The organism is Streptomyces sp. CC208A (assembly GCF_030010625.1).
GTDB lineage: Bacteria > Actinomycetota > Actinomycetes > Streptomycetales > Streptomycetaceae > Streptomyces.
Genome location: NZ_JASCXN010000004.1, coordinates 330,770 through 357,123, shown reverse-complemented (window position 1 = coordinate 357,123; position 26,354 = coordinate 330,770). Strand labels below are relative to the sequence as shown.

The following is a 26,354-nucleotide window of genomic DNA, read 5'->3' as shown; positions in this document are numbered from 1 at the left end:
CGGACTCGTTCTAGGCTGGGCGCATGCGCTACGACCTGGTCATCTTCGACAACGACGGTGTGCTCGTCGACAGTGAGCCGCTTTCCAACCGCCTGCTCGCCGGCTATCTCACCGAGCTCGGGCACCCCACCACGTACGAGGACTCCCTCCGCGACTACATGGGGGGCGCGATGCACCGGGTGCACGATCTCGTCCTTGAGCGGAGCGGGCAGCGGCTGCCGGAGGATTTCGACTCCACCTTCCGTGCCCGCGTCTTCGCCGCCTTCTTGGCGGAACTGGAGCCGGTGGAGGGGGCGATGGACGTGCTCAAGGCGCTCGTGGACGCGGAGGTTCCGTACTGTGTGGCCTCGTCGGGGAGTCATGAGCGGATTCGGGTCGGGCATCGGAAGACCGGGCTCGACGGCTGGTTCCCCGAGGAGGTCGTGTTCAGCTCCGAGGACGTGGGGCGGGGGAAGCCGGCGCCGGACCTCTTCCTCCACGCAGCCGCGCGGATGGGGGTGGCGCCCGGGCGGTGTGTCGTCGTCGAGGACAGTCGGCTCGGTGTCCAGGCGGCCCTGGCGGCCGGGATGGACGTCTACGGGTTCACCGCGATGACGCCGGAGGACCGGCTGGCGGGGGCAGGGGGCTTCTTCTCCCGGATGGAGGAACTGCCGGCAATTCTGGGTCTGTGATCCATCTACCCATCGGTAGGAGGCGGCCCTACGCTGTGCCGCCATGACCGATGCGCGGCTGCGGCGGGGACGGTCCTCCCTGGCCTTCAGTTTCTTCGCCCAGGGAGTGGCCTTCGCCCTGCTCGTGACCCGGATACCCGGCATCCAGCACCGGTACGGGATCTCCGACGGGCTGCTGCCCCTCTTCCTGGCCGCTGTGCCGATCCTCGCCGGTGTGGCGAGCGTGGCGACGGAGAAGGTCGTCGCCCGGGTGGGGCCCTCACGGGTGCTGCGGTGGTCGCAGCCCCTGGTCCTGCTGGCGCTCGTGGGCGTCGGCGCGGGGGACGCGCTGTGGGCGGCGGCCGTGGCGCTCGGGGTGTTCGGGCTGGCGGTCGGCGCGCTCGACGCGTCCATGAACATGCTGGGGGTGAGCCTCCAGCGGGCGTACGGGCGGAGCATCATGCTCGGCTTCCACGCCGCGTACAGCCTCGGCGGGATCGCGGGCGCCTCGCTGGCCTGGGCGGGGGCGCACTGGCACCTGTCGCTGCTCTGGTCGTACCTGCCGGTGGTCGCGGTGCTGGCGCCCGCGGCGTACCTCGGCAGCCGGTGGTACGTGGACGGGCGGAGCACGGACCGGGCGGCGGTGGCCGGGGGGAAGGGCGGCGCGCTGTCGTTCCGGCTGCTGCTGCCGCTGTGCCTGGTGATGACCTTCGCGTACATCGGGGACTCGACGGTCTCCAACTGGTCGGCGAAGTACCTCCAGGACGTGCTCGGCGGTTCGGAGGAGGCGGCGACCGTCCCGTACAACGCGTACATGGTGACGACGCTGCTCGGGCGGGCCGTGGGCGATCTCGGGGTGCGGTACCTGGGGGCGGCGGCGGTCGTGCGGGGCGGGGCGGTGCTCGCGGCGGGCGGGTTCGCGCTGGTGGCGGTGGCGCCGTCGGCGGGGGTGGGGATCGCGGCCTTCACGGTGCTCGGCCTCGGGCTGAGCGTGATCGTGCCGCAGACCTTCGCGGCGGCAGGGCGGCTCTTCCCCGGGAACAGCGATGCCGCCGTCGCCCGGCTCAACGTCTTCAACTACGTCGGCTTCCTCGTCGGATCGCCGCTCGTGGGGGCGCTCGGGGACGCGTGGAGCTACCGCGGGGCCATGCTGGTGCCGATGGTGCTCGTCCTGGCGACGGTGGTGTATGCCACGTCGTTCGGCGCGCGGGAGGCCCGATACGGTGGCGGGCATGAGCGGCCGCGCACTGTTGATGTGGGATGAAGCTGTCACGGGGTACGACTTCGGGCCCCAGCACCCGATGGATCCGGTGCGGCTCGCACTGACCATGGGTCTTGTCCGGGCCTTCGGGCTCGACCGCGCGGTGGACGTGGTGGCCGCGAAGCCGGCCGGGGAGTCGACGCTGCGGCTCGTGCACCGCGAGGACTACGTCGCGGCGGTGAAGGCGGCCTCGGCCGATCCGCGCCGCGCCGACCAGTCGTACGGGCTCGGGACGGTCGACGACCCGGCGTTCGAGGGGATGCACGAGGTGTCCGCGCTGATCGCCGGGCAGTCGGTGGCGGCGGCGGAGGCCGTGTGGCGGGGCGAGGCGGAGCACGCCGTGAACTTCGCCGGCGGGCTGCACCACGCGATGCCGGGCGGCGCGTCCGGGTTCTGCATCTACAACGACGCCTCGCTCGCCATCGCCCGCCTCCTCGAACTGGGCGTGGAGCGGGTCGCGTACGTGGACGTGGACGTGCACCACGGGGACGGGGTGCAGGCGGCGTTCTGGGAGGACCCGCGGGTCCTGACGGTCTCGCTGCACGAGCACCCGCGGACGCTGTTCCCGCAGACCGGCTGGCCGGAGGAGACGGGGGCGGCCGGGCCCGGCGAGGGCGGCGCGGTGAACGTGGCGCTGCCGGCGGGGACCGGGGACGCGGGGTGGCTGCGGGCCTTCCACGCGGTCGTGCCGGAGCTCATCGCCGACTTCCGGCCGCAGGTGCTGGTGACCCAGCACGGGGCGGACACCCACTTCGAGGACCCCCTGGCGCACCTGGCGGTGTCGCTGGACGCGCAGCGGGCGGTGCAGGAGGCGTGCCACGAGCTGGCGCACGCCTACGCGGACGGCCGGTGGGTGGCCCTCGGCGGCGGCGGGTACGCGGTGGTGGACGTCGTACCGCGGTCGTGGACGCATCTGGTGGGGATCGCGGCGCACGCGCCCGTGGCGCCGGAGACGGTGGTGCCTTCCTCATGGCGGGACGAGGTGTACGCGCGGACGCGTCAGCTGGGTCCTGGGCGGATGACGGACGGGCGGTGGCCGGTCGACTTCCGTGACTGGGCGGAGGGTTACGACCCCGCCGACCGGCTGGACCAGGCGGTGCTGGCGACCCGCAGGGCGGCCTTCCCGCTGCGGGGGCTGCTGGCCTGAGCGCTTGTCCGAGTCCGCACTTGTTACGCCAACTGTGCGGCAGTGAGCCGGTTTTGACGTTTCGGCAGGTGTGATCCGGCAGCATCGGAAGGGTGTTGAGTACCGGGGCGCTGCGGGCGCATCTGTTGGCGGCGGGGTTGGCGGGGACGGTGGCGACCTCGCGGGAGGAGAGCCTGCGGAGCTACCGGCTCTTCGCCGCGCGGGACCCCCGGGTGACGCTGGGGCTGCTGCCGGACGGGGGCTGGGACGAGGCCGAGCTGCTGGGGCTCATGGCCGAGAAGTGCGGGGTGTCGGGTGACCCGGCGCACCGCTCGGGGCCGGACGTCATCGACCCGGAGCGGACGCTGCGGGGCCTCGACGCCTTCGCGGGGCGGCTCGCGGCGGTGGCGGCGCGACGGGCCCCGGTGCTGTTCGGGACGGGGCATCCGCACCGGCTGCTCGGTTTCTACGCCGCTCTCGCAGACGCCCTGTCGGCGGCGGGATGTGACGTACTCACCCCGGCGCAGGGGCGATGTGTCGACATAACGACCCGGTTCGGTCTACGTACGTACCTCCTCGACCAGGTGCGCGGGGTGGCGTTCGTACGAGAGGCGGGGGCGCCGGAGGGCGGGCGTGAACCGGGGGCGCACTCTCACTCCGCGCTGCCGGTCCGGGCCGTCCTGGAGAGCGCGGCGGAGGCCGGCGGGCCGCTGCCCGAGCTGGTCGTCGGGGACCACGGCTGGGTCTGCGGTGCTGGTCAGCTGGGTATCGAGGCGATCGGCCTGGCCGACACGGACGATCCGGCGCTCTTCGTCGGGGAGGCCGAGGGGCAGGTGGCGGTGGCGGTTCCGCTGGACGACGGCGTGCGCTCCGCGTACTACCGTCCCCTCACGCGCTATGTACTCAATCGAGCGTGTCTGTCACGGTAAACGGGCGATAGGGGCTCCTCTTCCCCACTCGCACCACCCGCCCCTAGTCTGATTCGTGAGCGCTCGACGACGAAGAGTCACCGGAGGGGTAGCCGGTGGGCGTCGCGGCGGAAGGTACAGGTGGGTCATGGCTGCTGGCGATCGGCCTCTCAACGAGGTCAAGTTCCTGACCGTGGCGGAAGTCGCCGCGGTGATGCGCGTCTCGAAGATGACCGTGTACCGCTTGGTGCACAGCGGTCATCTGCCGGCGATCCGGGTGGGCAGGTCCTTCCGGGTCCCGGAACAGGCGGTTCACGAGTACCTGAGGGAGTCGTACGTGGGGGTGGGGACCGCGTAACGGACGCGCGGTCGACCTGCGGGCGAACGATCGGTGAGCCCGGTCCGGCCCTCGGATTACTCGTGCGGTGCGAGGGGCGGTAGGCTAACCCCTCGTAGGTCGTGTGGGCCCAGACGCCCCGCACCAGTGAGAAGAAGTGAGCGAGGGTAGTCGTGGGCTCTGTTATCAAGAAGCGGCGCAAGCGGATGGCCAAGAAGAAGCACCGCAAGCTGCTCAAGCGCACGCGCGTTCAGCGTCGCAACAAGAAGTAAGCGGCGGCCGCGAGAGCGGCTTCCGTGCGTGACACGTGCTCGGCAACATGCTCGGCACGTGCGCGACAAGGCGTGGCCCTTCACCGTCCTCGGTGAGGGGCCACGTTTTCATTGCGCCGAAATCCCCAGGCGCTACGGTGGCGGCTACGGAAGACGGACGGAAGACGGACGCAGTTCGGACGGAAGGCGCTGATCTTGGGCAAGGTCGTGCTCGTCACCGGTGCCGCCCGGCATCTGGGGGGCCGCTTCGTGCGGCGGATCCAGCGGGATCCGGAGGTGGAGCGGGTGGTGGCGGTGGACGCGGTCGAGCCCGCGCATCCGCTGGGGGAGGCCGTGTTCGTCCGGGCGGACATCCGCCGGCCCGCCATCGCCAAGGTGCTCGCGGAGCACGAGGTGGACACGGTGGTGCACCTCGACGTGACGGGGACGGCGCTGGGCGCGGGCGGCCGGACGTCGGTCAAGGAGACCAACGTCATCGGCACCATGCAGCTCCTGGGGGCCTGCCAGAAGTCGCCGCGGATCGGGCGGCTCGTGGTGAAGTCCAGTACGACCGTGTACGGCTCCGCGCCCCGCGACCCGGCGGTCTTCACCGAGACGACCTCGGCGAAGTCGCTGCCGAGCGGAGGTTTCGCGAAGGACGCCGTCGAGGTCGAGGGGTACGTACGGGGCTTCGCCCGGCGGCGGCCGGACGTGGCGGTGTGCGTGCTGCGGTTCGCGAACATCCTGGGACCGCGGGTGGAGTCGCCGCTGACCGAGTACCTGTCGCTGCCGGTGCTGCCGACGGTCCTGGGCTACGACCCGCGGCTGCAGTTCGTCCACGAGGACGACGTGATCGACGTGCTGCGCCTGGTGGCGCACGAGCCGCGCCGGTCCTCGCTGAACAGCGGGACCTTCAACGTGGCCGGTGACGGGGTGCTGCTGCTCTCGCAGTGCGCGCGGCGCCTGGGGCGGCCGACGGTGCCGGTGCTGCTGCCGGCGGTGACCTGGGTGGGGTCGGCGCTGCGGACGGTGGGGCTGACCGACTTCGCGCCCGAGCAGATCCGGCTCCTCACGCACGGGCGGGTCGTCTCGACCGCGCAGATGCGGGAGGTCCTGGGCTTCTGGCCGCGGTACTCGACGGCGGAGGCGTTCGCGGACTTCGCGGCGAGCCGGGGGCCGGGCCTGCTGCCGCCGCACGTGCTGGCGGGGGCGGTGGACCGGCTGGCCGGCCGGCTCGTCCCGGACGCGGATCCGGTCCCTTCCCCTGATGGTGCCTGAGGAGCGCTGACTGATGGCGGACGCCAAGGTGATTCCCTTCGACGACGACCGTTCGCGGGCCCGGCGGCGGCCGGCCCGGCCCGAGGAGCCGTCCGGTCCAGGGCCCGGGGCGGCGGTACGGGCGCTGCCGGGCGCGCGGGAGGAGGAACCCGCCGCCGGGGAGCGGCCCGCCGCGGGGGAGGGTGCCGGGCGGGCGGCCTGGGAACGGCGGCTCGCGGGCGGGCTCGCGTTCCTGCGGCGACGGGTCACGGGCGAGTACGAGGTCGACGAGTTCGGTTACGACGCCGAGCTGACCGACCAGGTGCTGATGTCGCTGCTGCGCCCGCTGTACGAGAAGTACTTCCGGGTGGAGGTGAAGGGCGTCGAGAACATCCCGGAGAAGGGTGGCGCGCTGATCGTCGCCAACCATTCGGGGACGCTGCCGCTGGACGGGCTGATGATGCAGGTCGCGGTGCACGACCACCACCCGGCGGGCCGGCACCTGCGGCTGCTCGCGGCGGACCTGGTCTTCGTGCTGCCGGTGGTCAACGAACTGGCCAGGAAGGCGGGGCACACGCTGGCGTGCGCGGAGGACGCGGAGCGGCTGCTGCGGGCCGGTGAGGTCGTCGGGGTGATGCCGGAGGGCTTCAAGGGGATCGGGAAGCCGTTCTCGGAGCGGTACAAGCTCCAGCGGTTCGGCCGGGGCGGGTTCGTCTCGACGGCGCTGCGGGCGGGAGTGCCGATCGTGCCGTGCTCGATCGTGGGCGCCGAGGAGATCTATCCGATGGTCGGGAACGCGAAGACGCTGGCGCGGCTCCTCGGGCTGCCGTACGTGCCGATCACGCCGACCTTTCCGTGGCTGGGGCCGCTGGGGATGCTGCCGCTGCCGACGAAGTGGACGATCCAGTTCGGCGAGCCGATCCCGACGGACTCGTACCCGCCGGAGGCGGCGGAGGACCCGATGCTGATGTTCAACCTGACGGACCAGGTGCGGGAGCAGATCCAGCACACGCTGTACAAGTTGCTGGTGCAGCGGAGGTCGGTGTTCTTCTAGACCTTCTGGAGCTTTGCGACTGGAGCTTTGCGACGAAGAAGGGGCGCCCCCGGCTGTGGGGGCGCCCCTTCACGTCAGTGCGCGTCCTCGCTGTCGATGCCGAGACCCGGAAGGAGGCCCGGCAGGAGGGGTGGGATGGTGACGTCCGGGGGTGTGGGCGTCACCTCCTCGGCCGAGGGCGCGGTGGGCGTGCCCGTCGGGGACGGCAGCAGGCCGCCGGTGTTGCCGCCGAGGAGGCCGTCCTCCGTCGGGGCGGTGGTGGTGTCGGCGCCCGGGCTCGGGGTGGTGCCGGTGCCGGTACCTGTGTCGCCGCCCGTGCCGGTGCTCTGGTGGGTACCGGAGGGGCCGGGGGTGGCGGCGGGGTGGCTGCCCTGGGTGGGGTCGTCCTGGGCGGCAGGGGGCTGCTGAGTGGTCGTGCCCTGCTGGTGCCGCGGGGCGGTGGGGCTGCTGCTGGAGCCGCCGGTCTCGGCCGCGCCCTTGTCGAGGGTGCGGGGCAGCAGGGACTGGAGCGGCTCGACCTCCTGGTCTATGGCGTCGAAGACGTCGGTGACCTCTTCGCCGACGTCGGCGAGCTGGACGGGGAGGCGGTCGCGCAGGCCGTGCCAGGTGTCGCGGTGGGCCTGGGCGAAGGAGTTGAGCCGGGCCATGGGGGCGATCTCGCCGTCCCGCTCGTAGGCCTGGCGGAGCAGCCGGTGGCCTTCCTCGGCGTCGTGCTTCATCCCGCCGAGGGCGCGGCGGATCTCGGTGAGGGACTCGTGGTCGAGCTCGCCGGAGCGGGCGCGCTCCATGAGCCGGCGGGCCTCGCTGAGCCGGGTGGACGCCTGGTCGAGGTAGATGTCCCCGCGGTCGGCGTCGTCGTCGGCCATGCCGAGCTTGAGGTCCTCCATGCCCCGTTTGAGTCCGTAGAGCGAGTCACCGGGGAGGGCGTCGGAGCTGGCGGCGGCGACTCCGCCGAAGGCCCCGGCCGCCACGCCGACCGTGAGGCCGCCCGCGGCGAGTCCCTTGCTCCAGCGGGAGCGGGGGCGGAGTTTCCGCAGGGGGGAGGCCCGGTGGGCACCCCGTGTGGTCCGCTGCTCCGGGACGGCGGGGCCTGCGGCGGCCGTCCCCTGGGCGAACATCGCCTCCATGGCGGCGACGAGCTGGGCTCGCTGCACCACCTTGACCTCGGGGTCGAGCTCCGGCTTCGGCAGTTCGCCGAGACCGCTCGCCAAGGCCAACAGCCGTCCCTGGTCGCCCGTGTCGGCCGGGGCGTCCGGCCGGTCGGCCGCCTCGCCCTCGGGCGTCCGGTCCTCCAGGGCCTGGGCGAAGGCGTTCGCCCGCCGGTGCACGTTCGCGATCACTGGCGGCACCTCCTCTCGTCATGACGGTCGACTCCCCCAGGGGTCCGGAAGGTTGCCCGACTTGAGCAGATCCACACGGACGAGTGAGTGTCTGCGGGCAGGGCGTGACCACAGGGAGCCTGCATTTCGCACAACGAGCGGCGCGGCACTTGGGTTACGCGCGAAAGATGATCGGACCAGTGCGTCATCGATGCGTCACCGACTGTGATTTGGGACGGGCAGTGGTGGCGTGGGGGGAGGTGAAAAGGGGCACGGGGACACGTGGCAGCAAGGGGATGAGTGGGGGTGGGGGACAGGGAGGGGTGGGGGGAGCGGCGGCGGTCGGCGGCCCGGGGCTAGCGGGCGTCCTCGGGGAGGAGCCGGGCCAGGGTGCGGACGGCCCGGTACTGGAGGGTCTTGATGGCGCCCTCGTTCTTCCCCATGACCCGCGCGGTCTCGGCGACCGACAGGCCCTGGAGGAAGCGGAGGGTGACGCACTCCTGCTGCTGGGGATTGAGGCGGCGGACGGCGTCGAGAAGCGCGGCGTTGGAGAGGGACTCGAGGACGGAGTCCTCCGGACTGCGCTCGACCTCGTTGGCGTCGAGCATCTCGCCGGTGGTGACTTCGAGGCGGAAGCGGCTGGACTTGAAGTGGTCGGCGACCAGGTTGCGGGCGATGGTGACGAGCCAGGCGCCGAAGTCGCGGCCCTGCCAGGTGAAGGTGGAGATCCGGCGCAGGGCGCGCAGGAACGTCTCACTGGTGAGGTCCTCCGCCGTCGCCTTCCCGCCGACGCGGTAGTAGATGTAGCGGTAGACGGTGTCGCTGTACTGGTCGTACAGCCTGCCGAAGGCCTCGGCCTCGCCGGCCTGGGCACGTTCGACCAGGTCCATCATGCGGGCGCTGTCGCTGTCGGCGGTGGGGCGTCGGGCGGTGGCCGGGCTCCCGGCGCCCCCGCGCGCGCTCCGTCTGCCGACGGCGGCGCCGCCGTCGGCCAGGGCATAGCAAGGACCGACGGGTGCCGGTGCGGCGAAGGCGAAGGCAGGACCGACGTACGCGGTGGGGACGAAGCCACGCAAGTGGTCGAGGACCGTTGCGCGCAGCGTAGCCAGGCCCGAGGCGTCAACCCCGACGTGTGGGTACACGGGACTCCCAGAGGCAGAGCTTCCATCACGTGCAATGCGGATCCGTTCACTCGTGGTGGCGACGTGAGGGTTCCGCTGTGCGTCTGAGGAGAATAACGCTTCGTACAGGCAGCGCTACACCGAGTTGCTCAAATCATCGATTACGTCGGTTCCGTTACCGCTTGCAGTCGTATCAAGTCGCACTTGGTGACCGGTTATTGATCGAGTGTCTTCCGAGTGTGACTGCGTCGGCGTTGCGTTGTGCTCATGTGCGGTAAGGGGGAGTGATCGGGGCCGCTCCTGGGTAAGGGCGCGGGAATGCCCGGGAGTCGAGGTGTGCGGGGCTGTTCGACCACGGACGGGTGAGCCCCCGTGGTCCGTGGTTGTCGCAGGTGATCGCAGCCGAAACGTATCCGCACGGGCGTGGCGCGCAGGAGGCGCGGGGGAGTTCGGGTACGGACGGGCGGGTGGCCCCCTACGGAGGGCTGTTCCGGAGGTTCCGTACGGAGGACCGTTCCGCGGGTTCCGTACGGGGCCCGGTCAGCGGCGGCGGCGGTGGAGGGCGACCGCGGCGGCGGTGCCGCCGGCGACGGCGCCGAGCCCCGCGGCGGCCGGGATGCCGATCTTGGCGGCCTTGCGGCCGGTCCGGTAGTCCCGCAGCCGCCAGTCCCGGTCCCGGGCGTGCCTGCGCAGCTTGGTGTCCGGGTTGATCGCGTACGGGTGGCCGACGAGCGAGAGCATCGGGATGTCGTTGTGCGAGTCGCTGTACGCGGCGCAGCGGGCGAGGTCCAGGCCCTCGGCGGCGGCCAGCGCCCGTACCGCCTCGGCCTTGGCCGGGCCGTGCAGCAGCTCGCCGACCAGTCGGCCCGTGTAGACGCCGTCGACCGACTCGGCGACCGTGCCGAGCGCGCCGGTGAGGCCGAGGCGGCGGGCGATGATCGTGGCCGTCTCGACCGGGGCGGCCGTCACCAGCCACACCTTCTGGCCCGCGTCGAGGTGGGCCTGGGCCAGGGCGCGGGTGCCCGGCCAGATCCGGTCGGCCATGTACTCGTCGTAGATCTCCTCGCCGATCGACATCAGTTCGGAGACGCGGTGGCCCTTGACGATGGAGAGCGCGCTGTCGCGGGCCTCCTGCATGTGCTCCGGGTCCTCGACGCCGGCCAGCCGGAACCAGATCTGCGCCCAGGCGAAACGGGCGAGTTCGCGGCGCTGGAAGAACTTCCGCTTGTACAGGCCGCGGCCGAAGTGGAAGATCGCGGCGCCCTGCATCACGGTGTTGTCGAGGTCGAAGAAGGCGGCGGCCCGCACGTCGCCGACGACGGGGAACTCCACTTCCTCCGGCGCGGTTTCGGCGGCCTTCGCCGCTTCGAGGGCGGCGGCCTCCTCCTCCCTCTCCTGTTCCAGCTGGAGGGAGGTCTTGCGGGCCGCCTCGGCGGCGGCCTCGCCTGCGAGGACGCTGCGCGCGGTGGCGGAGCGCCTACGGGGGGTGAGCCATCCAGGAGCGGCCATGTCTGGAGCATAGCCAGTCCGTTCGGCCCTTCCCGACTCGTGAGGATGCCGTGGTGTGAACAGTGCGGGTCCCTCCTGTGACGGGGGTCTCTTGTCGCAGGGCTCTTGTGGCAGGGCCCTCTTGTGGCGGACTCCTCTGGTGCGGGGCTCTTCCGTGGCCGGGCGGGACAATGGGCGGCATGTTCGGACGTACGAAGAAGAAGGACGCGGCGAAGGGCCCGGCCGCGCGGACCGTGACGCTGATCGGGAAGCCGGGGTGCCATCTCTGCGACGACGCCCGCGCGGTGATCGAGGCCGTCTGTGCCGAGACCGGGGCGCGCTGGGAGGAGAGGGACATCCTCCAGGACGAGGCGCTGTACCAGGAGTACTGGGAGCAGATCCCGGTCGTCCTGGTCGACGGCGAACAGCACACCTTCTGGCGGGTGGACGCCGGGCGGCTCCGGCGCGAACTGGGGGCGTGACCGAAAGCCGGTTACCATCGTGGACGTTTTGTTGGCATTCGGGGGTCACGTCGTGAGGAGTGTGTGCGGCTTTGCCCCCTTCGGGATTTCAACGCGTCCCGCCGCCCGGCGGTTCCGTATCGGCGAGAACCAGCCGCGTGACCCCGGTCACTTTGGCCAGACAAAACGGACACCATCTTTGTGCACGCGTTCACAAAGACATAGCCTGCATTCGACGGGGCGGTCCTGGGACGCATGGCCGCCTGCAGCCCCGCTCATCCCGCAGGAGCACCGTGGCAACTGGCCGAACTCACCGACCGGCGACCCGTAGCCGAGGAATTCCCGAGGCCACCGTCGCCCGCCTTCCGCTGTATCTGCGCGCCCTGACCGCGCTGTCGGAGCGCTCCGTACCCACGGTCTCCTCGGAGGAGCTCGCGGCCGCGGCCGGCGTCAACTCCGCCAAGCTGCGCAAGGACTTCAGCTACCTCGGCTCGTACGGCACCCGCGGTGTCGGCTACGACGTCGAGTACCTCGTCTACCAGATCTCCCGCGAGCTCGGCCTGACCCAGGACTGGCCCGTCGTGATCGTCGGCATCGGTAACCTCGGCGCCGCGCTCGCCGGATACGGCGGCTTCGCCTCCCGTGGCTTCCGCGTCGCCGCGCTCATCGACGCCGACCCCGCCATGACCGGCAAGCCGGTCGCCGGGATCCCCGTCCAGCACAGCGACGACCTGGAGAAGATCATCGCCGAGGACGGCGTCTCCATCGGCGTCATCGCGACCCCCGCGGGCGTCGCCCAGCAGGTCTGCGACCGCCTCGTCGCCGCCGGCGTCACCTCCATCCTCAACTTCGCCCCCACCGTCCTCTCCGTCCCCGACGGCGTCGACGTGCGCAAGGTCGACCTCTCCATCGAGCTGCAGATCCTCGCCTTCCACGAGCAGCGCAAGGCCGGCGAGGAGCCGGGCGACGAGACCGCCCCGCAGCCCGTGCCCCCCGCGGTGCCGCAGGCCGCCACCCGTACCGCCGCCGACAGCGGCCGCAAGGGACCCGACGGGGACGTCCCCGCGGTGATGCCCGCATGAGCCTCCTCGTCGTCGGCCTGAGCCACCGCAGCGCCCCCGTCTCCGTCCTGGAGCGGGCCTCGCTCCCCGCGGAGACCCAGGCCAAGCTCCTCCAGGACACCCTCGCCGCCGAACCGGCCGCCGAGGCCACCGTCCTCGCCACCTGCAACCGCATCGAGCTCTACGCGGACGTCGACAAGTTCCACGCCGGCGTCGCCGAGCTCTCCACGCTCCTCGCCCAGCACAGCGGCGTCGGCCTGGAGGAGCTCACCCCCTACCTCTACGTGCACTACGAGGACCGGGCCGTCCACCACCTCTTCTCGGTGGCCTGCGGCCTGGACTCCATGGTCGTCGGCGAGGGCCAGATCCTCGGCCAGATCAAGGACGCCCTCGCCCTCGGTCAGGACCTCCACACCGCGGGACGGCTCCTCAACGACCTCTTCCAGCAGGCCCTGCGGGTCGGCAAGCGCGCCCACAGCGAGACCGGCATCGACCGGGCCGGGCAGTCGCTCGTCACCTTCGGCCTGGAGCAGCTCGCCGCCGGCGACGACGCCTCCGACGAGGTCGAGACCTGGGCGCGGGGCAAGCGCGCCCTCGTCATCGGCGCAGGATCGATGTCCTCCCTGGCCGCCGCGACCCTCGCCCGCGCCGGGGTCGCCGAGATCGTCATCGCCAACCGCACCCTCGCCCGCGCCGAGCGGCTCGCCGAGATCCTCACCGAGCCCGGAGGAACGGGTGTGGCCGCACGCGCGGCCGAGATGGTTGCCGTCGGCGACGAACTGCCCCGGGCGGACATCGTCGTCTCCTGCACCGGCGCCACCGGACTCGTCCTCACCGGCGAGGCCGTCGAGGCCGCGGTCGAAGGCCGCGACGGGACCCTGCACCTGCTCGACCTCGCCATGCCCCGCGACATCGACGCCGCCGCCCACCGTGTCCCGGGCGTCCGCTTCGTCGACATCGAGTCGCTGGCCGACGCCTCCGCCGACGCTCCGATGGCCGCCGACGTCGACCAGGTCCGCTCCCTCGTCTCCGACGAGGTCGCCGCCTTCGGCGCCGCCCAGCGCGCCGCCCACATCACCCCCACCGTGGTCGCCCTGCGCACCATGGCCGCCGACGTGGTGGCCAGCGAGGTCGCCCGGCTCGAAGGCCGCCTCCCCGGCCTCGACGACAAGCAGCGCGCCGAGATCACCCAGACCGTGCGCCGCGTCGTCGACAAGCTCCTGCACGCCCCGACCGTGCGGGTCAAGCAGCTCGCCAGCGAGCCCGGCGGCGCCGGGTACGCCGACGCGCTGCGGACACTCTTCGACCTCGACCCGGAGGCGGTCGCCTCCGTCTCCCGGGCCGACCTGAATGACGCCGACGTCAAGAACCGAGGGCGAGTATGACCGAGAGGGCACTGAGGCTCGGGACCAGGCGCAGCAAGCTCGCCATGGCCCAGTCCGGCCATGTGGCCGACGCGGTCCGGCAGCTGACCGGCCGGGCCGTCGAGCTCGTGGAGATCACCACGTACGGGGACACCTCCCGTGAGCACCTCGCGCAGATCGGCGGCACCGGCGTCTTCGTCGCCGCCCTGCGCGACGCCCTGCTCGCCGGCGAGGTCGACTTCGCCGTCCACTCCCTGAAGGACCTCCCCACCGCCCAGCACCCCGACCTGGTGCTGGCCGCGATCCCGGAGCGCGAGGACCCCCGCGACGTCCTCGTCACCGGCGAGGGGCTCTCCCTCGCCCGGCTGCCGAAGGGCGCCCGCGTCGGCACCGGCTCGCCGCGCCGCATGGCCCAGCTGAACGCCTATGCCCGCAGCCACGGCCTCGACCTCACCTGCGTCCCCATCCGCGGCAACGTCGACACCCGCGTCGGCTACGTCCGCGAGGGCGAGCTCGACGCCGTCGTCCTCGCCGCGGCCGGACTCAACCGCATCGGCGGCACCGAGGAACTCCTCGGCGGCCTGTCGGCCGAGCGACTGCCGACCGACACCGTGCTGCCCGCCCCCGGCCAGGGAGCCCTGGCCGTCGAATGCCCGGCGACGGACACCGACCTCGTCGCCACGCTCTCCGCTCTCGACGACCCGCGCACGCGGGCCGCCGTGACCGCCGAGCGATCCCTGCTCGCCGCCCTGGAGGCCGGCTGCAGCGCACCCGTGGGCGCGCTCGCCGACATCCTCGCCGACGGCCCCGGTCACGGGCAGGTTGTCACCGAAATGCGCCTGCGCGGCGTCGTCGGCACCACCGACGGTTCCACGCTGGTGCAGCTGTCCACCACCGGTCCCGTACCCACCTCGCACGACGAGGCGGCGGCGCTCGGACGCGAACTCGCGGCCGAGATGCTCGCCAAGGGTGCGGCCGGTCTTATGGGGGAGCGAGCACTTTGAGCCCCACCAGCCCGACCACCAGCCCCGTGCCCCCCGTCTTCGCGGGCCACGGCCACGTCACCTTCCTCGGCGCAGGCCCCGGCGACCCCGGACTCCTGACCCTCCGGGCCGTCGAGGCCCTGGCGGGAGCGGACGTCCTGATCGCCGAGCCCGACGTCCTCGAAGTCGTCCGCGGCCATGCGCGCGCGGGCGTGAGCACGCCTGAGCTGACGGTTGTTGACGAGGCGTCAACAACCGCCGGTGTCCCCGTGTTGAGGGATGCGACCAATCTTGTCATGGAGGCCGCGCGCGGCGGCAGGCGGGTCGTCCGTGCGGTGACCGGCGACCCCGGCCTCGACGGCGACGCGGGCGCCGAGATGCTCGCCTGCGCCGCCGAGGGCATCCCCTTCGAGGTCGTCCCCGGCGTCGCCACCGTGGTCGGCGTCCCCGCGTACGCCGGCGTGCCCCTGCGCGACGCCCAGGGCACCGACGTCCGCTTCGTCGACGCGCGGACCGCCGACGACCGCTGCTGGGCCGAGGTCGGCGCCTCCGACGGCACCGTCGTCGTCTCCACCTCCCTGGACTCCGTGGCCGCGGCCGCCGGAGAGCTGGTGGCGGCCGGCCGCAAGCCGGACACTCCGCTCACCGTGACCATCGCGGGCACGACCACGCGCCAGCGCACCTGGACGGCGACCCTCGGGACGATCGCCCAGGTCTTCAAGCAGGGCAAGGTCCTCCCCTCGCCCGAGGGCCACCGGCCGGTGATAGCCGTGGTCGGCGAGCGCAGCGACCCCGCCCGGCGCGACCAGCTCTCGTGGTTCGAGTCCAAGCCGCTCTTCGGCTGGCGGGTCCTCGTGCCGCGCACCAAGGAGCAGGCCGCTTCGCTCTCCGACCAGCTGCGCTCGTACGGCGCCGTGCCCCACGAGGTGCCGACCATCGCGGTCGAGCCGCCGCGCACCCCGCAGCAGATGGAGCGGGCGGTCAAGGGCCTGGTCACCGGGCGGTACGAGTGGATCGCCTTCACCTCGGTGAACGCCGTCAAGGCCGTCCGCGAGAAGTTCGAGGAGTACGGGCTCGACGCCCGCGCCTTCGCCGGCATCAAGGTCGCGGCGGTGGGCGAGCAGACCGCGGCCGCGCTGGTCGACTTCGGTGTGAAGCCGGACCTCGTGCCGAGCGGGGAACAGTCCGCGGCGGGCCTCCTTGAGGACTGGCCGCCGTACGACCCCGTCTTCGACCCGATCGACCGCGTCTTCCTGCCGCGCGCCGACATCGCGACCGAGACGCTCGTCGCGGGCCTCATCGAGCTCGGCTGGGAGGTCGACGACGTCACGGCCTACCGGACCGTACGCGCCTCTCCGCCGCCGGCCGAGACCCGCGAGGCGATCAAGGGCGGCGGCTTCGACGCGGTCCTCTTCACCTCCTCGTCCACCGTCCGGAACCTCGTCGGCATCGCCGGCAAGCCGCACAACGTGACCGTCATCGCCTGCATCGGCCCCGCGACGGCCAAGACGGCGGAGGAGCACGGCCTTCGGGTCGACGTGCTGTCCCCGGAACCGTCCGTCCACAAGCTGGCGGAGGCGCTCGCGGAGTTCGGCGTACGGCGCCGGGAGGCGGCCCTGGAGGCGGGCGACCCCGTCACGCGGCCGAGCGAGCGGCGCCCGGGGGCGCGGCGGAGGCGGACGACGTAGGCCTTCGCCCCCTTGCGGGGCGGCTGTCCGGCGCGGTTCCCGTTCTCGCGGGGGCCGCGCCGTTTCGCCGCGGGCGCGGCCCGCACGGGGCGGGGCGGGGCGGCGGCAACAACGTGTCGGTAAGTGGGGGCGCGGCGCGGGCGTAGCCTCGCACGTATGAACTCGTATGGAAGCTTTCCGGGGGCCCGGCCCCGGCGGCTGCGGACGACGCCCGCCATGCGGCGGATGGTGGCCGAGACCCGCCTGGACCCGGCCGACCTGATCCTCCCCGCGTTCGTGCGCGAGGGCGTCACCGAGCCCGTCCCGATCAGCGCGATGCCCGGTGTCGTCCAGCACACGCGGGACACCCTGCGGAAGGCCGCGGTGGAGGCCCTGGAGGCCGGCGTCTCCGGGATCATGCTGTTCGGCGTGCCCGAGGAGGCCAAGAAGGACGGCCTGGGGACGGCCGGCACCGATCCGGACGGGATCCTCCAGGTCGCGATCCGGGACGTGCGCGCCGAGGTCGGCGACGAGCTCGTCATCATGTCCGACCTGTGCCTCGACGAGTACACCGACCACGGCCACTGCGGTGTCCTCACCGACGACGGGCGCGTCGACAACGACGCCACCCTGGAGCGGTACGCCGAGATGGCGCAGGTCCAGGCCGACGCCGGCGTCCACGTCGTCGGCCCCTCCGGGATGATGGACGGCCAGGTCGGCGTCATCCGCGACGCCCTCGACACCATCGGCAAGGAGGACGTGTCGATCCTCGCGTACACCGCGAAGTACTCCTCCGCCTTCTACGGCCCCTTCCGCGAGGCCGTCGGCTCCTCCCTCAAGGGCGACCGCAAGACCTACCAGCAGGACCCCGCCAACCTCCGCGAGTCCATGCGCGAGCTCGCCCTCGACCTGGAGGAGGGCGCGGACATGGTGATGGTGAAGCCCGCCGGCCCGTACCTCGACGTGCTCGCCAAGGTCGCCGAGGCCGTGGACGTACCCGTCGCCGCCTACCAGATCAGCGGCGAGTACGCGATGGTCGAGGCCGCCGCCGAGAAGGGCTGGATCGACCGGGACAAGGCCGTCCTGGAGACCCTCACCGGCATCCGCCGCGCCGGGGCGCAGATGATCCTCACCTACTGGGCCACCGAGGCCGCGCGGAAACTGAGGTCGGCTCGCCAGTGACGGCCGGGCGGCGCACCCTGGAGAGGTACCCGACAGGTACCTCCCGGAGGTGGTCCTCATGATGAACACGCTCGTCGGATGGCACGTCGACATGGAGTTCCAGGAGGATGGCGACCGGACGCGCGCGGCCGCCATGGTCCGGCTCTCGGACGGCTCCGAGTTCCGGGCCCACGGCACCGCCCACCGGCACCCCTCCGATCCCGAACAGCTCCGGGTCGGCGAGGAGATAGCCGGGGCCCGCGCCCTCATGGACCTGGCCTCGCAGCTCCTCCAGAAGGCCCATGCGGAGATCGACGAGGTGTCCGGCCGGACGTCCTACCCGATCAACCGCTAGAAGCCGCCGGAAGCCGGAAGGGGGACGGCGCCGTCCCCCTTCCGGCCGGCACCGTCAGAGGCGCTCGGGCGTCCGGATGCCCAGCAGGGCCATGCCCTGGTGCAGCGTGCGGGCCGTCAGGTCGCACAGGAACAGACGGTTCTCCACCTGCTCCGGGGTGTCGGCCTTGAGGACCGGGCACTCCGAGTAGAACGTCGTGTACAGCGAGGCCAGCTGGTACAGGTACGCGGCCAGCTTGTGCGGCGCGTACTCCGCGGCGGTCTCCGCGACCACCTCGCCGAAACCGTCCAGGTGCAGACCGAGGGCCCGCTCCGACGGCGCAAGCTCCAGCTCCGGGCGGGCCACCGGCTTGGCGTCCCCTGCCTTCCGCAGGATCGACTGGATACGGGCGTACGCGTACTGGAGGTACACCGACGTGTCGCCGTTGAGCGAGACCATCTGGTCCAGGTCGAACTTGTAGTCACGGGCCGCCGAGGTCGACAGGTCCGCGTACTTCACCGCGCCGATGCCCACCTGGGCACCCCGCTCGGCGATCTCCTCCTCCGTGAGGTCCTGGGCCTTCTCGCGGACCACGGCCGAGGCACGCTCGATCGCCTCGTCCAGCAGGTCCACCAGCCGGACCGTCTCGCCCTCACGCGTCTTGAACGGCTTGCCGTCCTTGCCGAGGACCGTGCCGAAGGCCAGCTGGACGGCCTTCACCTCGTCGTTCAGCCAGCCCGCCCGGCGGGCCGTCTCGAAGACCATCTTGAAGTGCAGCGACTGGCGCGCGTCCACCACGTACAGCAGCGTCGACGCCTTCAGGTTCCGCACCCGGTCGCGGATCGCGGACAGGTCCGTCGCCGCGTAGCCGAAACCGCCGTCGGACTTCTGCACGATCAGCGGGACCGGGTTGCCGTCCGGGCCCTTGACGTCGTCGAAGAACACGCACAGCGCGCCCTCGGAGCGGACCGCGACCCCCGACTCCTCCAGGAGCCGGCAGGTCTCCTGCAGCATGTCGTTGTAGCCGGACTCGCCCACGATGTCGGGGTCCCGGATGTCCATGTCGAGCTTCTCGAAGACCGAGTAGAAGTAGATCTTCGACTCGTCCACGAACCGCTGCCACAGGGCGAGGGTCTCCTCGTCACCGGCCTGGAGGTCCACCACGCGGGCGCGTGCCCGCGTCTTGAACTCCTCGTCCGCGTCGAACAGGGCACGGGACGCCTTGTACAGCCGGTTCAGGTTCGACATGGCCTCCTCGCCGGAGACCTCCGCGTCGCCGGACTTGTGGTCCAGCTCGTGCGGGTGCTCGATCAGGTACTGGATGAGCATGCCGAACTGGGTGCCCCAGTCGCCGATGTGGTGCCGGCGCACCACGGTCTCGCCCGTGAACTCCAGGATCTCCACCATCGCCGCACCGATCACCGCCGACCGGAGGTGCCCGACGTGCATCTCCTTCGCCACGTTCGGCTGCGCGTAGTCGATGACCGTCGTGCCCGCCGACTCGTTCAGCGGCACACCGAGGCGCGCGTCGGCGGCACGGGCCGCCAGCGTCTCCACGATCGCCGCGTCCGACACCGTGATGTTGAGGAAGCCGGGGCCCGAGACCTCGATCTCCTTCAGCACGTCGTTCGCCGGGATCGCCTCGACGACCTTCGCCGCCAGCTCACGCGGATTGCCCTTGAACCGCTTGGCCAGCGCCAGGATGCCGTTGGCCTGGAAATCGGCCCGGTCGCTTCGTCGCAGCAGCGGGTCGGCGGAACCGGCCTCCGGCAGGGCTGCCGAGAGGCCTTCCGCGAGGCGCTGCTGCACGGTCGAAGCGAGGGAAGGGACCGAGGCCATGAGCTTCCGTTCCTGTTGTGTCGTGTCCGGGTGTCCCGGGGGTCTATATCGCTTGTCAAGTGTCCCATGGGCGGGCAACGTGTTTTCCCCGCCTGTGGACGCCTGTGGGCAAGTCCCACCCGCGTGGACAAGCCCTCCCCCATGAGAGTCCCGGCTGTGGACAACCTCGGGGTCCCCGGATCCGTCTGGGACAATGGCTGTCGTAAGGCATCCGAAAGCTTCGAGCGGATTCCCGCGAGGATCTGGAAAGAAGGACGTACCGACCGTGGCTCAGAGCAGCACCGAGACCGACTGGGTCTCCCGTTTCGCGGACGAGGTCATCACCGAGTCGGAGCGACGTGCGCCTGGCAAACCGGTCGTCGTCGCCTCCGGCCTCTCCCCCTCCGGCCCGATCCACCTCGGCAACCTCCGCGAGGTCATGACCCCGCACCTGGTCGCCGACGAGATCCGCCGCCGCGGCCACACCGTCCGCCACCTCATCTCGTGGGACGACTACGACCGCTACCGCAAGGTGCCGAACGGCGTCGAGGGCATCGACGAGACCTGGGCCGACCACATCGGCAAGCCCCTGACCTCCGTCCCCGCCCCCGCCGGCTCGCCCCACCCCAACTGGGCCGAGCACTTCAAGGCCGCCATGGTCGAGGCCCTGGCCGAGCTCGGCGTCGAGTACGACCCGATCAGCCAGACCGAGCAGTACACCTCCGGCGCCTACCGCGAGCAGATCCTGCACGCCATGCGCCACCGCGCCGACATCGACGCCATCCTCGACCAGTACCGGACGAAGAAGGCCCCCAAGAAGCAGTCGCAGAAGCCGCTCGACGAAGCCGAGCTGGAAGCCGCCGAGGGCTCCGGCGCGGCCGGCGAGGACGACGGCTCCGGCGGCGGCGCCGGCTACTTCCCGTACAAGCCCTACTGCGGCCGGTGCGAGAAGGACCTCACCACCGTCACCTCCTACGACGACGACACCACCGAGCTCGCCTACACCTGCACCGCCTGCGGCTTCGCCGAGACCGTGAAGCTCAGCGAGTTCAACCGCGGCAAGCTCGTGTGGAAGGTCGACTGGCCCATGCGCTGGGCCTACGAGGGCGTCATCTTCGAGCCCTCCGGCGTCGACCACTCCTCGCCCGGCTCCTCCTTCCAGGTCGGCGGCCAGATCGTCTCCATCTTCGACGGCGTCCAGCCCATCGGCCCCATGTACGCCTTCGTCGGCATCAGCGGCATGGCCAAGATGTCCTCCTCCAAGGGAGGCGTCCCCACCGCCGCCGACGCCCTGGAGATCATGGAGCCGCAGCTCCTCCGCTGGCTCTACGCCCGCCGCCGCCCCAACCAGTCCTTCAAGATCGCCTTCGACCAGGAGATCCAGCGGCTCTACGACGAGTGGGACAAGCTGGAGGCCAAGGTCGCCGACGGCACCGCCCTGCCCGCCGACGCCGCCGCCCACGCGCGTGCCGCCCGCACCGCCGCCGGCGAGCTTCCGCGCACCCCGCGCCCCCTCCCGTACCGCACCCTCGCCTCCGTCGTCGACATCACCGCCGGCCACGACGAGCAGACCCTCCGGATCCTCACCGACCTCGACCCGGAGAACCCCGTCACCTCCCTCGACGAGGTCCGCCCGCGTCTCGACCGCGCCGAGAACTGGATCACCACCCAGGTCCCGGCCGACCAGCGCACCATCGTCCGCGAGGAGCCCGACACCGAGCTCCTCGCCTCCCTGGACGCCGAGGGCCGCGAATCCCTCCGCCTCCTCCTGGAGGGCCTGGACAGCCACTGGTCCCTCGACGGCCTGACCACCCTGGTCTACGGCGTCCCCAAGGTCATGGCAGGCCTCACCCCCGAGGCCAAGCCCACCCCCGAGCTGAAGGTCGCCCAGCGCTCCTTCTTCGCCCTCCTCTACAAGCTCCTCGTGAGCCGCGAGACGGGCCCCCGCCTGCCCACCCTGCTCCTCGCCGTCGGCGCGGACCGCGTGCGCAAGCTGCTCGGCGCGTGACCTGACCCAGGTGACGCGAAGGGCCGCCCCTGTTCGACCGGGGCGGCCCTTCGGCGTGTAGGGGTCAGGGGGTGTCGTAGGCCGCCATGTCCTGGAGGATGCGCTCCTGCACCTCCGGCGTCAGCCGCTGGAGCAGCTCGGCCTGCGTGGCCGGGAACTGCTGGAGGCCGTACGCCTCCGCCACCATCTGCTCCAGCTCGTACGGGGTGGGGAAGCGGTTGTACTCCTGCACGAAGCCGTACGTGACCTTGTAGACGGTCTCCTGGAGGTTGTCCGTCGGCGCCTCGGCCTGCGGCTCCGCGTACTCCGGCTGCTCCGGGTACTGGACGAACTCCTCCGGGAGCGCCGGCTCACGGTCGTCCGCGACGTGAGGCACCGGCGCCTGCGGAGCCTGCGCCTGCGGAGCCTGCGTCTGCGCAGGCCGCGCCTGCGGAGCCTCCGCCGCCTGCGGCTCCTGCGGATCCTCCGGAAGGGACGCGGCCTGCGGGCTGTACGTGCCTCCGTACCCCTCCGGGGTGACCTGTTGGGCGTCGAACCACGGGCTCTCGTGGTTCGGGTGGGGCTGCTCCTGCGGGACCTGCTCCTGGGAGGGCTGATCCTGCTCCCGGGGCTGCCCCGCCGGAAGCTCCTGCGGCGCGGGGGCAGGAGCGGGGGCCTGCGCCACCGCCACCGGCTGCGGGGCCTGGACCTGGGCCTGGGCCGCGACCAGGGCGGGGTTCGGGGGCAGCAGGACCGGATCTATACCTGCCGCCGCCAGACCCGCCGGAGCCGTCTCCGCCAGCGGGACGCCGTATCGGGCCAGACGCAGCGGCATCAACGCCTCCACCGGCGCCTTCCGCCGCCAGCCACGGCCGAAACGGGCCTGGAGCCGCGCCTGGTAGATCAACCGTTCCTGCTCCAGCTTGATCACCTGGTCGTACGAGCGCAGCTCCCACAGCTTCATCCGCCGCCACAGCCGGAAGGTCGGCACCGGCGACAGCAGCCAGCGGGTCAGCCGCACCCCCTCCATGTGCTTGTCCGCCGTGATGTCCGCGATCCGGCCCACCGCGTGCCGCGCCGCCTCGACCGCCACCACGAACAGCACCGGAATCACCGCGTGCATGCCCACGCCCAGCGGATCCGGCCACGCCGCCGCACCGTTGAACGCGATCGTCGCCGCCGTCAGGATCCACGCCGTCTGCCGCAGCAGCGGGAACGGGATCCGCAGCCACGTCAGCAGCAGATCCAGGGCGAGCAGCACACAGATGCCCGCGTCGATGCCGATCGGGAAGAAGTACGAGAACGTACCGAAGCCCTTGTGCACGGCAAGCTCGCGCACGGCCGCGTACGAACCCGCGAAACCGATCCCCGCGATGATCACCGCGCCGCCGATGACGAGCCCGATGAGTATGCGGTGTGTGCGTGTCAGCTCCATCGCGGCCACCCGCGATCCCCTCCCGTGTTTCGACGTCTCGCGGGCCCCAGAGTGGCACACATGAGCGAAGCCCGACCCCCTGGGGAGGAACGGGCTCCGCTCACACACGCCTGTCTGTGTCGATTTGTGTCACTACCCGGTGCGGCCGTCCTCGATCGACCGCACCGACCAGCGGATACGACTACCGATCGGCCGCTACTTGTTGGCCGTGGCCACCGCGGCCACCGCTTCCTTCGCCGCCTTCGTCGCACCCTCGACGATCTTCTTCGCCTCCGGCGTCTCCGCCCCCGCGTACCCGGCACCGTTGTACGACAGCAGCACCAGCACATTGCCCGTACGCGCCACGACCGAGGCGTACACGAAGTCCTCGCCGGTCTTCTTCACCGTGTACGTGACGGTCTTCGCCTCGTCACCGATGCCCGCCGCCGACACCGTGCTCAGCTTCTTCGCGCCCTCGGTGGCCTGGACCTTCCCGAGCTCCTTGACGAAGTTCTCCTGCGCCCGCTGCTGACCGCTGCCCAGCGACACCTCGGAGTCGTACCGGTAGAACGACACGTCCAGCCAGCGGTACTGCGAGCCCTTGACGCCCTTGTCCTCCAGACCGTTCCACGAGCAGCCGCCCCGGTGCGACAGATCCGTGGAGGCCGCGGCCGTCCCCTTCGGGCTCTTCGCCTTCGGGACCAGCGAAGCCGACGTCTTCTCCGCGATCGCCTGGCACGCCAGCGGCAGCTTCGAGAACTTCGCGGGCTCGACCGTCGGCGTCGGAGAAGGGGTCGGTGACGCGGTCGCGGTCGCCGTGCCCTGCGCCGCACCGGCGTCACCGGCCCCGCCGCTGCCACTTCCGCTGCCCGAGTCCGAGGAGCAGCCGGCGACGACGAGCATCACCGGGACGGCGGCGGCGGCGAGAATGCGGGTGAGTCGCGAAGCTGATCGCTGCATGGTTCCTTCAGTCGCTTGTCGTACGGCCGGCGCCGGAAGGCGGCCCTGGATACGCCGACACGTTACGTGGTCCCCCCGCCGACCGGCTGCCCGCGCGGGGACCCGCCCGGAACACCGGACCGTCGGCTACTCCTCCAGCCGGTCGGCCAGCAGCCGGGCCAGATTCTGCGCCCTGTCCTGCAGTTCCTTGCTGTCCGGGGTCGTCTCCACCCCCGTCGTACGCTGCTGGTACTCGACGGTCACGATCACATTCGATGTGCGGAACACCACGCTCACGACCCGCTGGTGCCCGCTCCTGCCCGCCGTGCCGAGCCTGTCGTCGACGAACGCGGTGTCGCCGAGACCGCTCAGCAGCCGCGGCTCAAGCCCGGTCGTCGCCGGCGCGGACGGATCGGCGGGGCCGGACGGAGCGTCGGTGGGGGTGGCGGCCGTACCCGTAGGGGTAGTGGTGGAGGTGGCGGTGACCGTGGGCGTCGGAGGGGGCGTCGTCGGTACGGCGATCCCGGCCGTGAGCTGCTTGCGGCTGTAGACGTCCTGCGCCCGCGCGGCGTCGCTCACCGTCGGGTCGTACGAGACCACCCGCTCCACGTCGAGCACCAGCCGGTGCGCCCCGCCCTCCGTGTCCGCGTTCCAGGAGCAGCCGACACGCCGGTCGGTTTCGTACGTGACGGCGGCGGTGCCCCGGAGCGCCTTGGCCCGCTCGGGCTCGGCCAGAGCGGCGGTGCCGGGGAGCAGCTCGCGGAGGGTCGCCTGGGGGACGGCGCCGCAGGGCTCGAAGAGGGTGCGGTAGCGGCCGGGCGGCGCGACGGGCGCGGCGGCGACCCCCGCCTTGGCGTCGAGGGTGACGTCCTCGGTGGTACCGGCGGACGAGCAGCCGGTCAGGGCGCCGAGCGTGACGGCGAGACCGGTGCCGAGGCCCAGGAGGGTGCCGGGGGAGCGACCGGGTGACTTCCTCTTTCCCTGCACCGTCCCAGGCTCCCTTCTCCCGAAGACTTCCCCGAAAACTGTTTGCCGCCGACAGAAGGCGGATGGACACAATGTCTATCGCACGCACAGCCGTTGATGCCGGTCCGCCGTCACGTGTACGGGCTTTGGCTCCGGTTTTTGCGTTATCAGGCTTTTTGGGGGAATCGAGGGAGTATGTCGTACGTAGAGGTCCCGGGTGCGCGGGTGCCCATCCGGATGTGGGCCGATCCTTCCACGGTGGAGGGCGGCGCGATGCGGCAGCTGCAGAACGTGGCGACGCTGCCGTGGATCAAGGGCCTCGCGGTCATGCCGGACGTGCATTACGGCAAGGGCGCCACGGTCGGCTCGGTGATCGCCATGCGGGACGCGGTCTGCCCGGCGGCGGTCGGCGTGGACATCGGCTGCGGCATGTCCGCCGTGAAGACCTCCCTGACCGCGAACGACCTCCCGGGCGACCTCTCCCGCCTCCGCTCCAAGATCGAACAGGCGATCCCGGTGGGCCGAGGCATGCACCGCGAGGAGGTCGACCCGAAGCGGCTGTACCAGTTCCCGACGGGGGGCTGGGACGACTTCTGGGCGCGGTTCGACGGGGTGGCGGACACGGTGAAGTTCCGGCGGGAGCGGGCTGCGTTGCAGATGGGAACACTCGGCTCGGGCAACCACCTGATAGAGGTATGTTTCGACCAATCTGGGGCAATCTGGCTCATGCTGCATTCGGGCTCCCGCAACATCGGCAAGGAGCTGGCTGAGTACCACATCGGTGTGGCCCAGAAGCTGCCGCACAACCAGGGGCTGGTCGACCGTGACCTGGCGGTCTTCGTCGCGGACACCCCGCAGATGGCGGACTACCGGAGCGACCTCTACTGGGCGCAGGAGTACGCGAAGTACAACCGCGCGATCATGATGGCGCTCCTGAAGGAAGTGATCCGCAAGGAGTTCCGGAAGGCGAAGGTGAGCTTCGAGCAGGAGATCTCCTGCCACCACAACTACGTGGCCGAGGAGCGCTACGACGGAATGGACCTGCTGGTCACGCGGAAGGGCGCGATCCGTGCCGGGCGCGGTGACTTCGGCATCATCCCGGGCTCGATGGGCACCAGCTCGTACATCGTGAAGGGGCTCGGCAACGAGGCCGCGTTCAACTCGGCCTCGCACGGCGCCGGCCGGAAGATGAGCCGCAGCGCGGCGAAGAGGCGCTTCACGGTCCGGGACCTGGAGGAGCAGACGCGGGGCGTGGAGTGCCGCAAGGATTCCGGCGTGCTGGACGAGATCCCCGGCGCCTACAAGTCGATCGAGCAGGTGATGGAGCAGCAGCGGGACCTGGTCGAGGTCGTCGCGAAGCTGAAGCAGGTCGTCAACGTGAAGGGCTGACCCACGGGGCCGGGAGAAAGGCGAGGCCCCGCGTGTGA

The 26,354-nt window shown here is 71.6% G+C and carries 24 protein-coding genes; 17 read left to right on the top strand and 7 right to left on the bottom strand.

All coding sequences use genetic code 11. The annotated features are described in order from the left end of the window. Positions 1-23 precede the first annotated feature (23 nt). From QK442_RS07840 to QK442_RS07805, 8 genes are all read left to right on the top strand, one after another. Entirely contained in the window at positions 24-671 is a 648-nt protein-coding gene (locus QK442_RS07840; protein ID WP_282693111.1) for an HAD family hydrolase, read from the top strand. Between the two features lie 43 nt (positions 672-714). Further along, positions 715-1,914: an MFS transporter gene (locus tag QK442_RS07835; protein WP_282693110.1), complete on the top strand. Its 1,200-nt coding sequence runs from the start codon at positions 715-717 to the stop codon at positions 1,912-1,914. Then, positions 1,883-3,058 (top strand): acetoin utilization protein AcuC, encoded by a 1,176-nt coding sequence (locus QK442_RS07830; protein ID WP_282693109.1) that lies wholly within the window; start codon positions 1,883-1,885, stop codon positions 3,056-3,058. The genes QK442_RS07835 and QK442_RS07830 overlap by 32 nt, the downstream gene beginning before the upstream one ends. A 92-nt stretch (positions 3,059-3,150) precedes the next feature. Next, complete coding sequence (locus tag QK442_RS07825) at positions 3,151-3,966, top strand: phosphatase (RefSeq protein WP_282693108.1); 816 nt, start codon at positions 3,151-3,153, stop codon at positions 3,964-3,966. 127 nt (positions 3,967-4,093) lie between these two features. Next, a complete protein-coding gene (locus QK442_RS07820; protein WP_150228982.1) occupies positions 4,094-4,303 on the top strand; it encodes a helix-turn-helix domain-containing protein in 210 nt (69 codons plus the stop codon). A 152-nt stretch (positions 4,304-4,455) separates the two neighbouring features. Then, positions 4,456-4,554 (top strand): AURKAIP1/COX24 domain-containing protein, encoded by a 99-nt coding sequence (locus QK442_RS07815; RefSeq protein ID WP_003948845.1) that lies wholly within the window; start codon positions 4,456-4,458, stop codon positions 4,552-4,554. 195 nt (positions 4,555-4,749) lie between these two features. Then, entirely contained in the window at positions 4,750-5,811 is a 1,062-nt protein-coding gene (locus QK442_RS07810) for an NAD-dependent epimerase/dehydratase family protein (protein ID WP_282693107.1), read from the top strand. Positions 5,812-5,824: 13 nt separating this feature from the next. Further along, positions 5,825-6,844, top strand: a complete 1,020-nt coding sequence (locus QK442_RS07805) for a lysophospholipid acyltransferase family protein (RefSeq protein WP_282693106.1) — start codon at positions 5,825-5,827, stop codon at positions 6,842-6,844. A 74-nt stretch (positions 6,845-6,918) separates the two neighbouring features. On the opposite strand, the gene QK442_RS07800 is transcribed toward QK442_RS07805, so the two are convergent. From QK442_RS07800 to QK442_RS07790, 3 genes are all read right to left on the bottom strand, one after another. Next, entirely contained in the window at positions 6,919-8,184 is a 1,266-nt protein-coding gene (locus QK442_RS07800) for a DUF5667 domain-containing protein (protein WP_282693105.1), read from the bottom strand. A 335-nt stretch (positions 8,185-8,519) separates the two neighbouring features. Further along, on the bottom strand, positions 8,520-9,305 hold the full coding sequence (locus tag QK442_RS07795) for an ECF subfamily RNA polymerase sigma factor, BldN family (protein WP_282693104.1): 786 nt from the start codon (positions 9,303-9,305) through the stop codon (positions 8,520-8,522). 519 nt (positions 9,306-9,824) lie between these two features. After that, complete coding sequence (locus QK442_RS07790) at positions 9,825-10,793, bottom strand: HAD-IB family hydrolase (RefSeq protein ID WP_282693103.1); 969 nt, start codon at positions 10,791-10,793, stop codon at positions 9,825-9,827. Positions 10,794-10,963: 170 nt separating this feature from the next. Between QK442_RS07790 and QK442_RS07785 the strand changes: the two genes are divergently transcribed. The 7 genes from QK442_RS07785 to QK442_RS07755 all read left to right on the top strand — a co-directional run bounded on the left by QK442_RS07785 (position 10,964) and on the right by QK442_RS07755 (position 17,824). Next, positions 10,964-11,254, top strand: a complete 291-nt coding sequence (locus QK442_RS07785; protein WP_282693102.1) for a glutaredoxin family protein — start codon at positions 10,964-10,966, stop codon at positions 11,252-11,254. Positions 11,255-11,526: 272 nt separating this feature from the next. After that, positions 11,527-12,315: a redox-sensing transcriptional repressor Rex gene (locus QK442_RS07780; protein ID WP_282693101.1), complete on the top strand. Its 789-nt coding sequence runs from the start codon at positions 11,527-11,529 to the stop codon at positions 12,313-12,315. Next, the gene (locus QK442_RS07775) at positions 12,312-13,679 is read left to right on the top strand and encodes a glutamyl-tRNA reductase (protein ID WP_282693100.1); all 1,368 of its coding nucleotides are present in this window, start codon (positions 12,312-12,314) and stop codon (positions 13,677-13,679) included. Before QK442_RS07780 ends, QK442_RS07775 begins: the two co-directional genes overlap by 4 nt. Beyond that, on the top strand, positions 13,676-14,662 hold the full coding sequence (gene hemC / locus QK442_RS07770; RefSeq protein WP_282693099.1) for a hydroxymethylbilane synthase: 987 nt from the start codon (positions 13,676-13,678) through the stop codon (positions 14,660-14,662). The genes QK442_RS07775 and hemC overlap by 4 nt, the downstream gene beginning before the upstream one ends. Beyond that, positions 14,659-16,329, top strand: coding sequence for a uroporphyrinogen-III synthase (locus QK442_RS07765; RefSeq protein WP_282693098.1), 1,671 nt, complete (start codon positions 14,659-14,661; stop codon positions 16,327-16,329). The genes hemC and QK442_RS07765 overlap by 4 nt, the downstream gene beginning before the upstream one ends. 156 nt (positions 16,330-16,485) lie before the next feature. Further along, on the top strand, positions 16,486-17,490 hold the full coding sequence (gene hemB, locus QK442_RS07760; protein WP_282693097.1) for a porphobilinogen synthase: 1,005 nt from the start codon (positions 16,486-16,488) through the stop codon (positions 17,488-17,490). 61 nt (positions 17,491-17,551) lie between these two features. Then, entirely contained in the window at positions 17,552-17,824 is a 273-nt protein-coding gene (locus QK442_RS07755) for a DUF1876 domain-containing protein (RefSeq protein WP_282693132.1), read from the top strand. 54 nt (positions 17,825-17,878) lie between these two features. On the opposite strand, the gene argS is transcribed toward QK442_RS07755, so the two are convergent. Beyond that, a complete protein-coding gene (gene argS / locus QK442_RS07750; protein WP_282693096.1) occupies positions 17,879-19,642 on the bottom strand; it encodes an arginine--tRNA ligase in 1,764 nt (587 codons plus the stop codon). A 265-nt stretch (positions 19,643-19,907) separates the two neighbouring features. On the opposite strand from argS, the gene lysS reads away from it, so the two are divergent. Next, positions 19,908-21,629: a lysine--tRNA ligase gene (gene lysS / locus QK442_RS07745; protein ID WP_282693095.1), complete on the top strand. Its 1,722-nt coding sequence runs from the start codon at positions 19,908-19,910 to the stop codon at positions 21,627-21,629. Between the two features lie 64 nt (positions 21,630-21,693). On the opposite strand, the gene QK442_RS07740 is transcribed toward lysS, so the two are convergent. The 3 genes from QK442_RS07740 to QK442_RS07730 form a co-directional block, all read right to left on the bottom strand. Beyond that, positions 21,694-23,052 carry a DUF2637 domain-containing protein gene (locus QK442_RS07740; RefSeq protein ID WP_282693094.1) on the bottom strand — a complete coding sequence of 453 codons (1,359 nt, stop codon included), beginning with the start codon at positions 23,050-23,052 and terminating at the stop codon, positions 21,694-21,696. A gap of 186 nt (positions 23,053-23,238) precedes the next feature. Further along, positions 23,239-23,982, bottom strand: a complete 744-nt coding sequence (locus QK442_RS07735; protein ID WP_282693093.1) for a DUF3558 domain-containing protein — start codon at positions 23,980-23,982, stop codon at positions 23,239-23,241. 126 nt (positions 23,983-24,108) lie between these two features. Then, entirely contained in the window at positions 24,109-24,948 is an 840-nt protein-coding gene (locus tag QK442_RS07730; RefSeq protein WP_282693092.1) for a DUF3558 domain-containing protein, read from the bottom strand. Between the two features lie 174 nt (positions 24,949-25,122). Between QK442_RS07730 and QK442_RS07725 the strand changes: the two genes are divergently transcribed. Continuing rightward, a complete protein-coding gene (locus QK442_RS07725) occupies positions 25,123-26,316 on the top strand; it encodes an RtcB family protein (RefSeq protein WP_282693091.1) in 1,194 nt (397 codons plus the stop codon). The last annotated feature ends 38 nt before the right edge of the window (positions 26,317-26,354 follow it).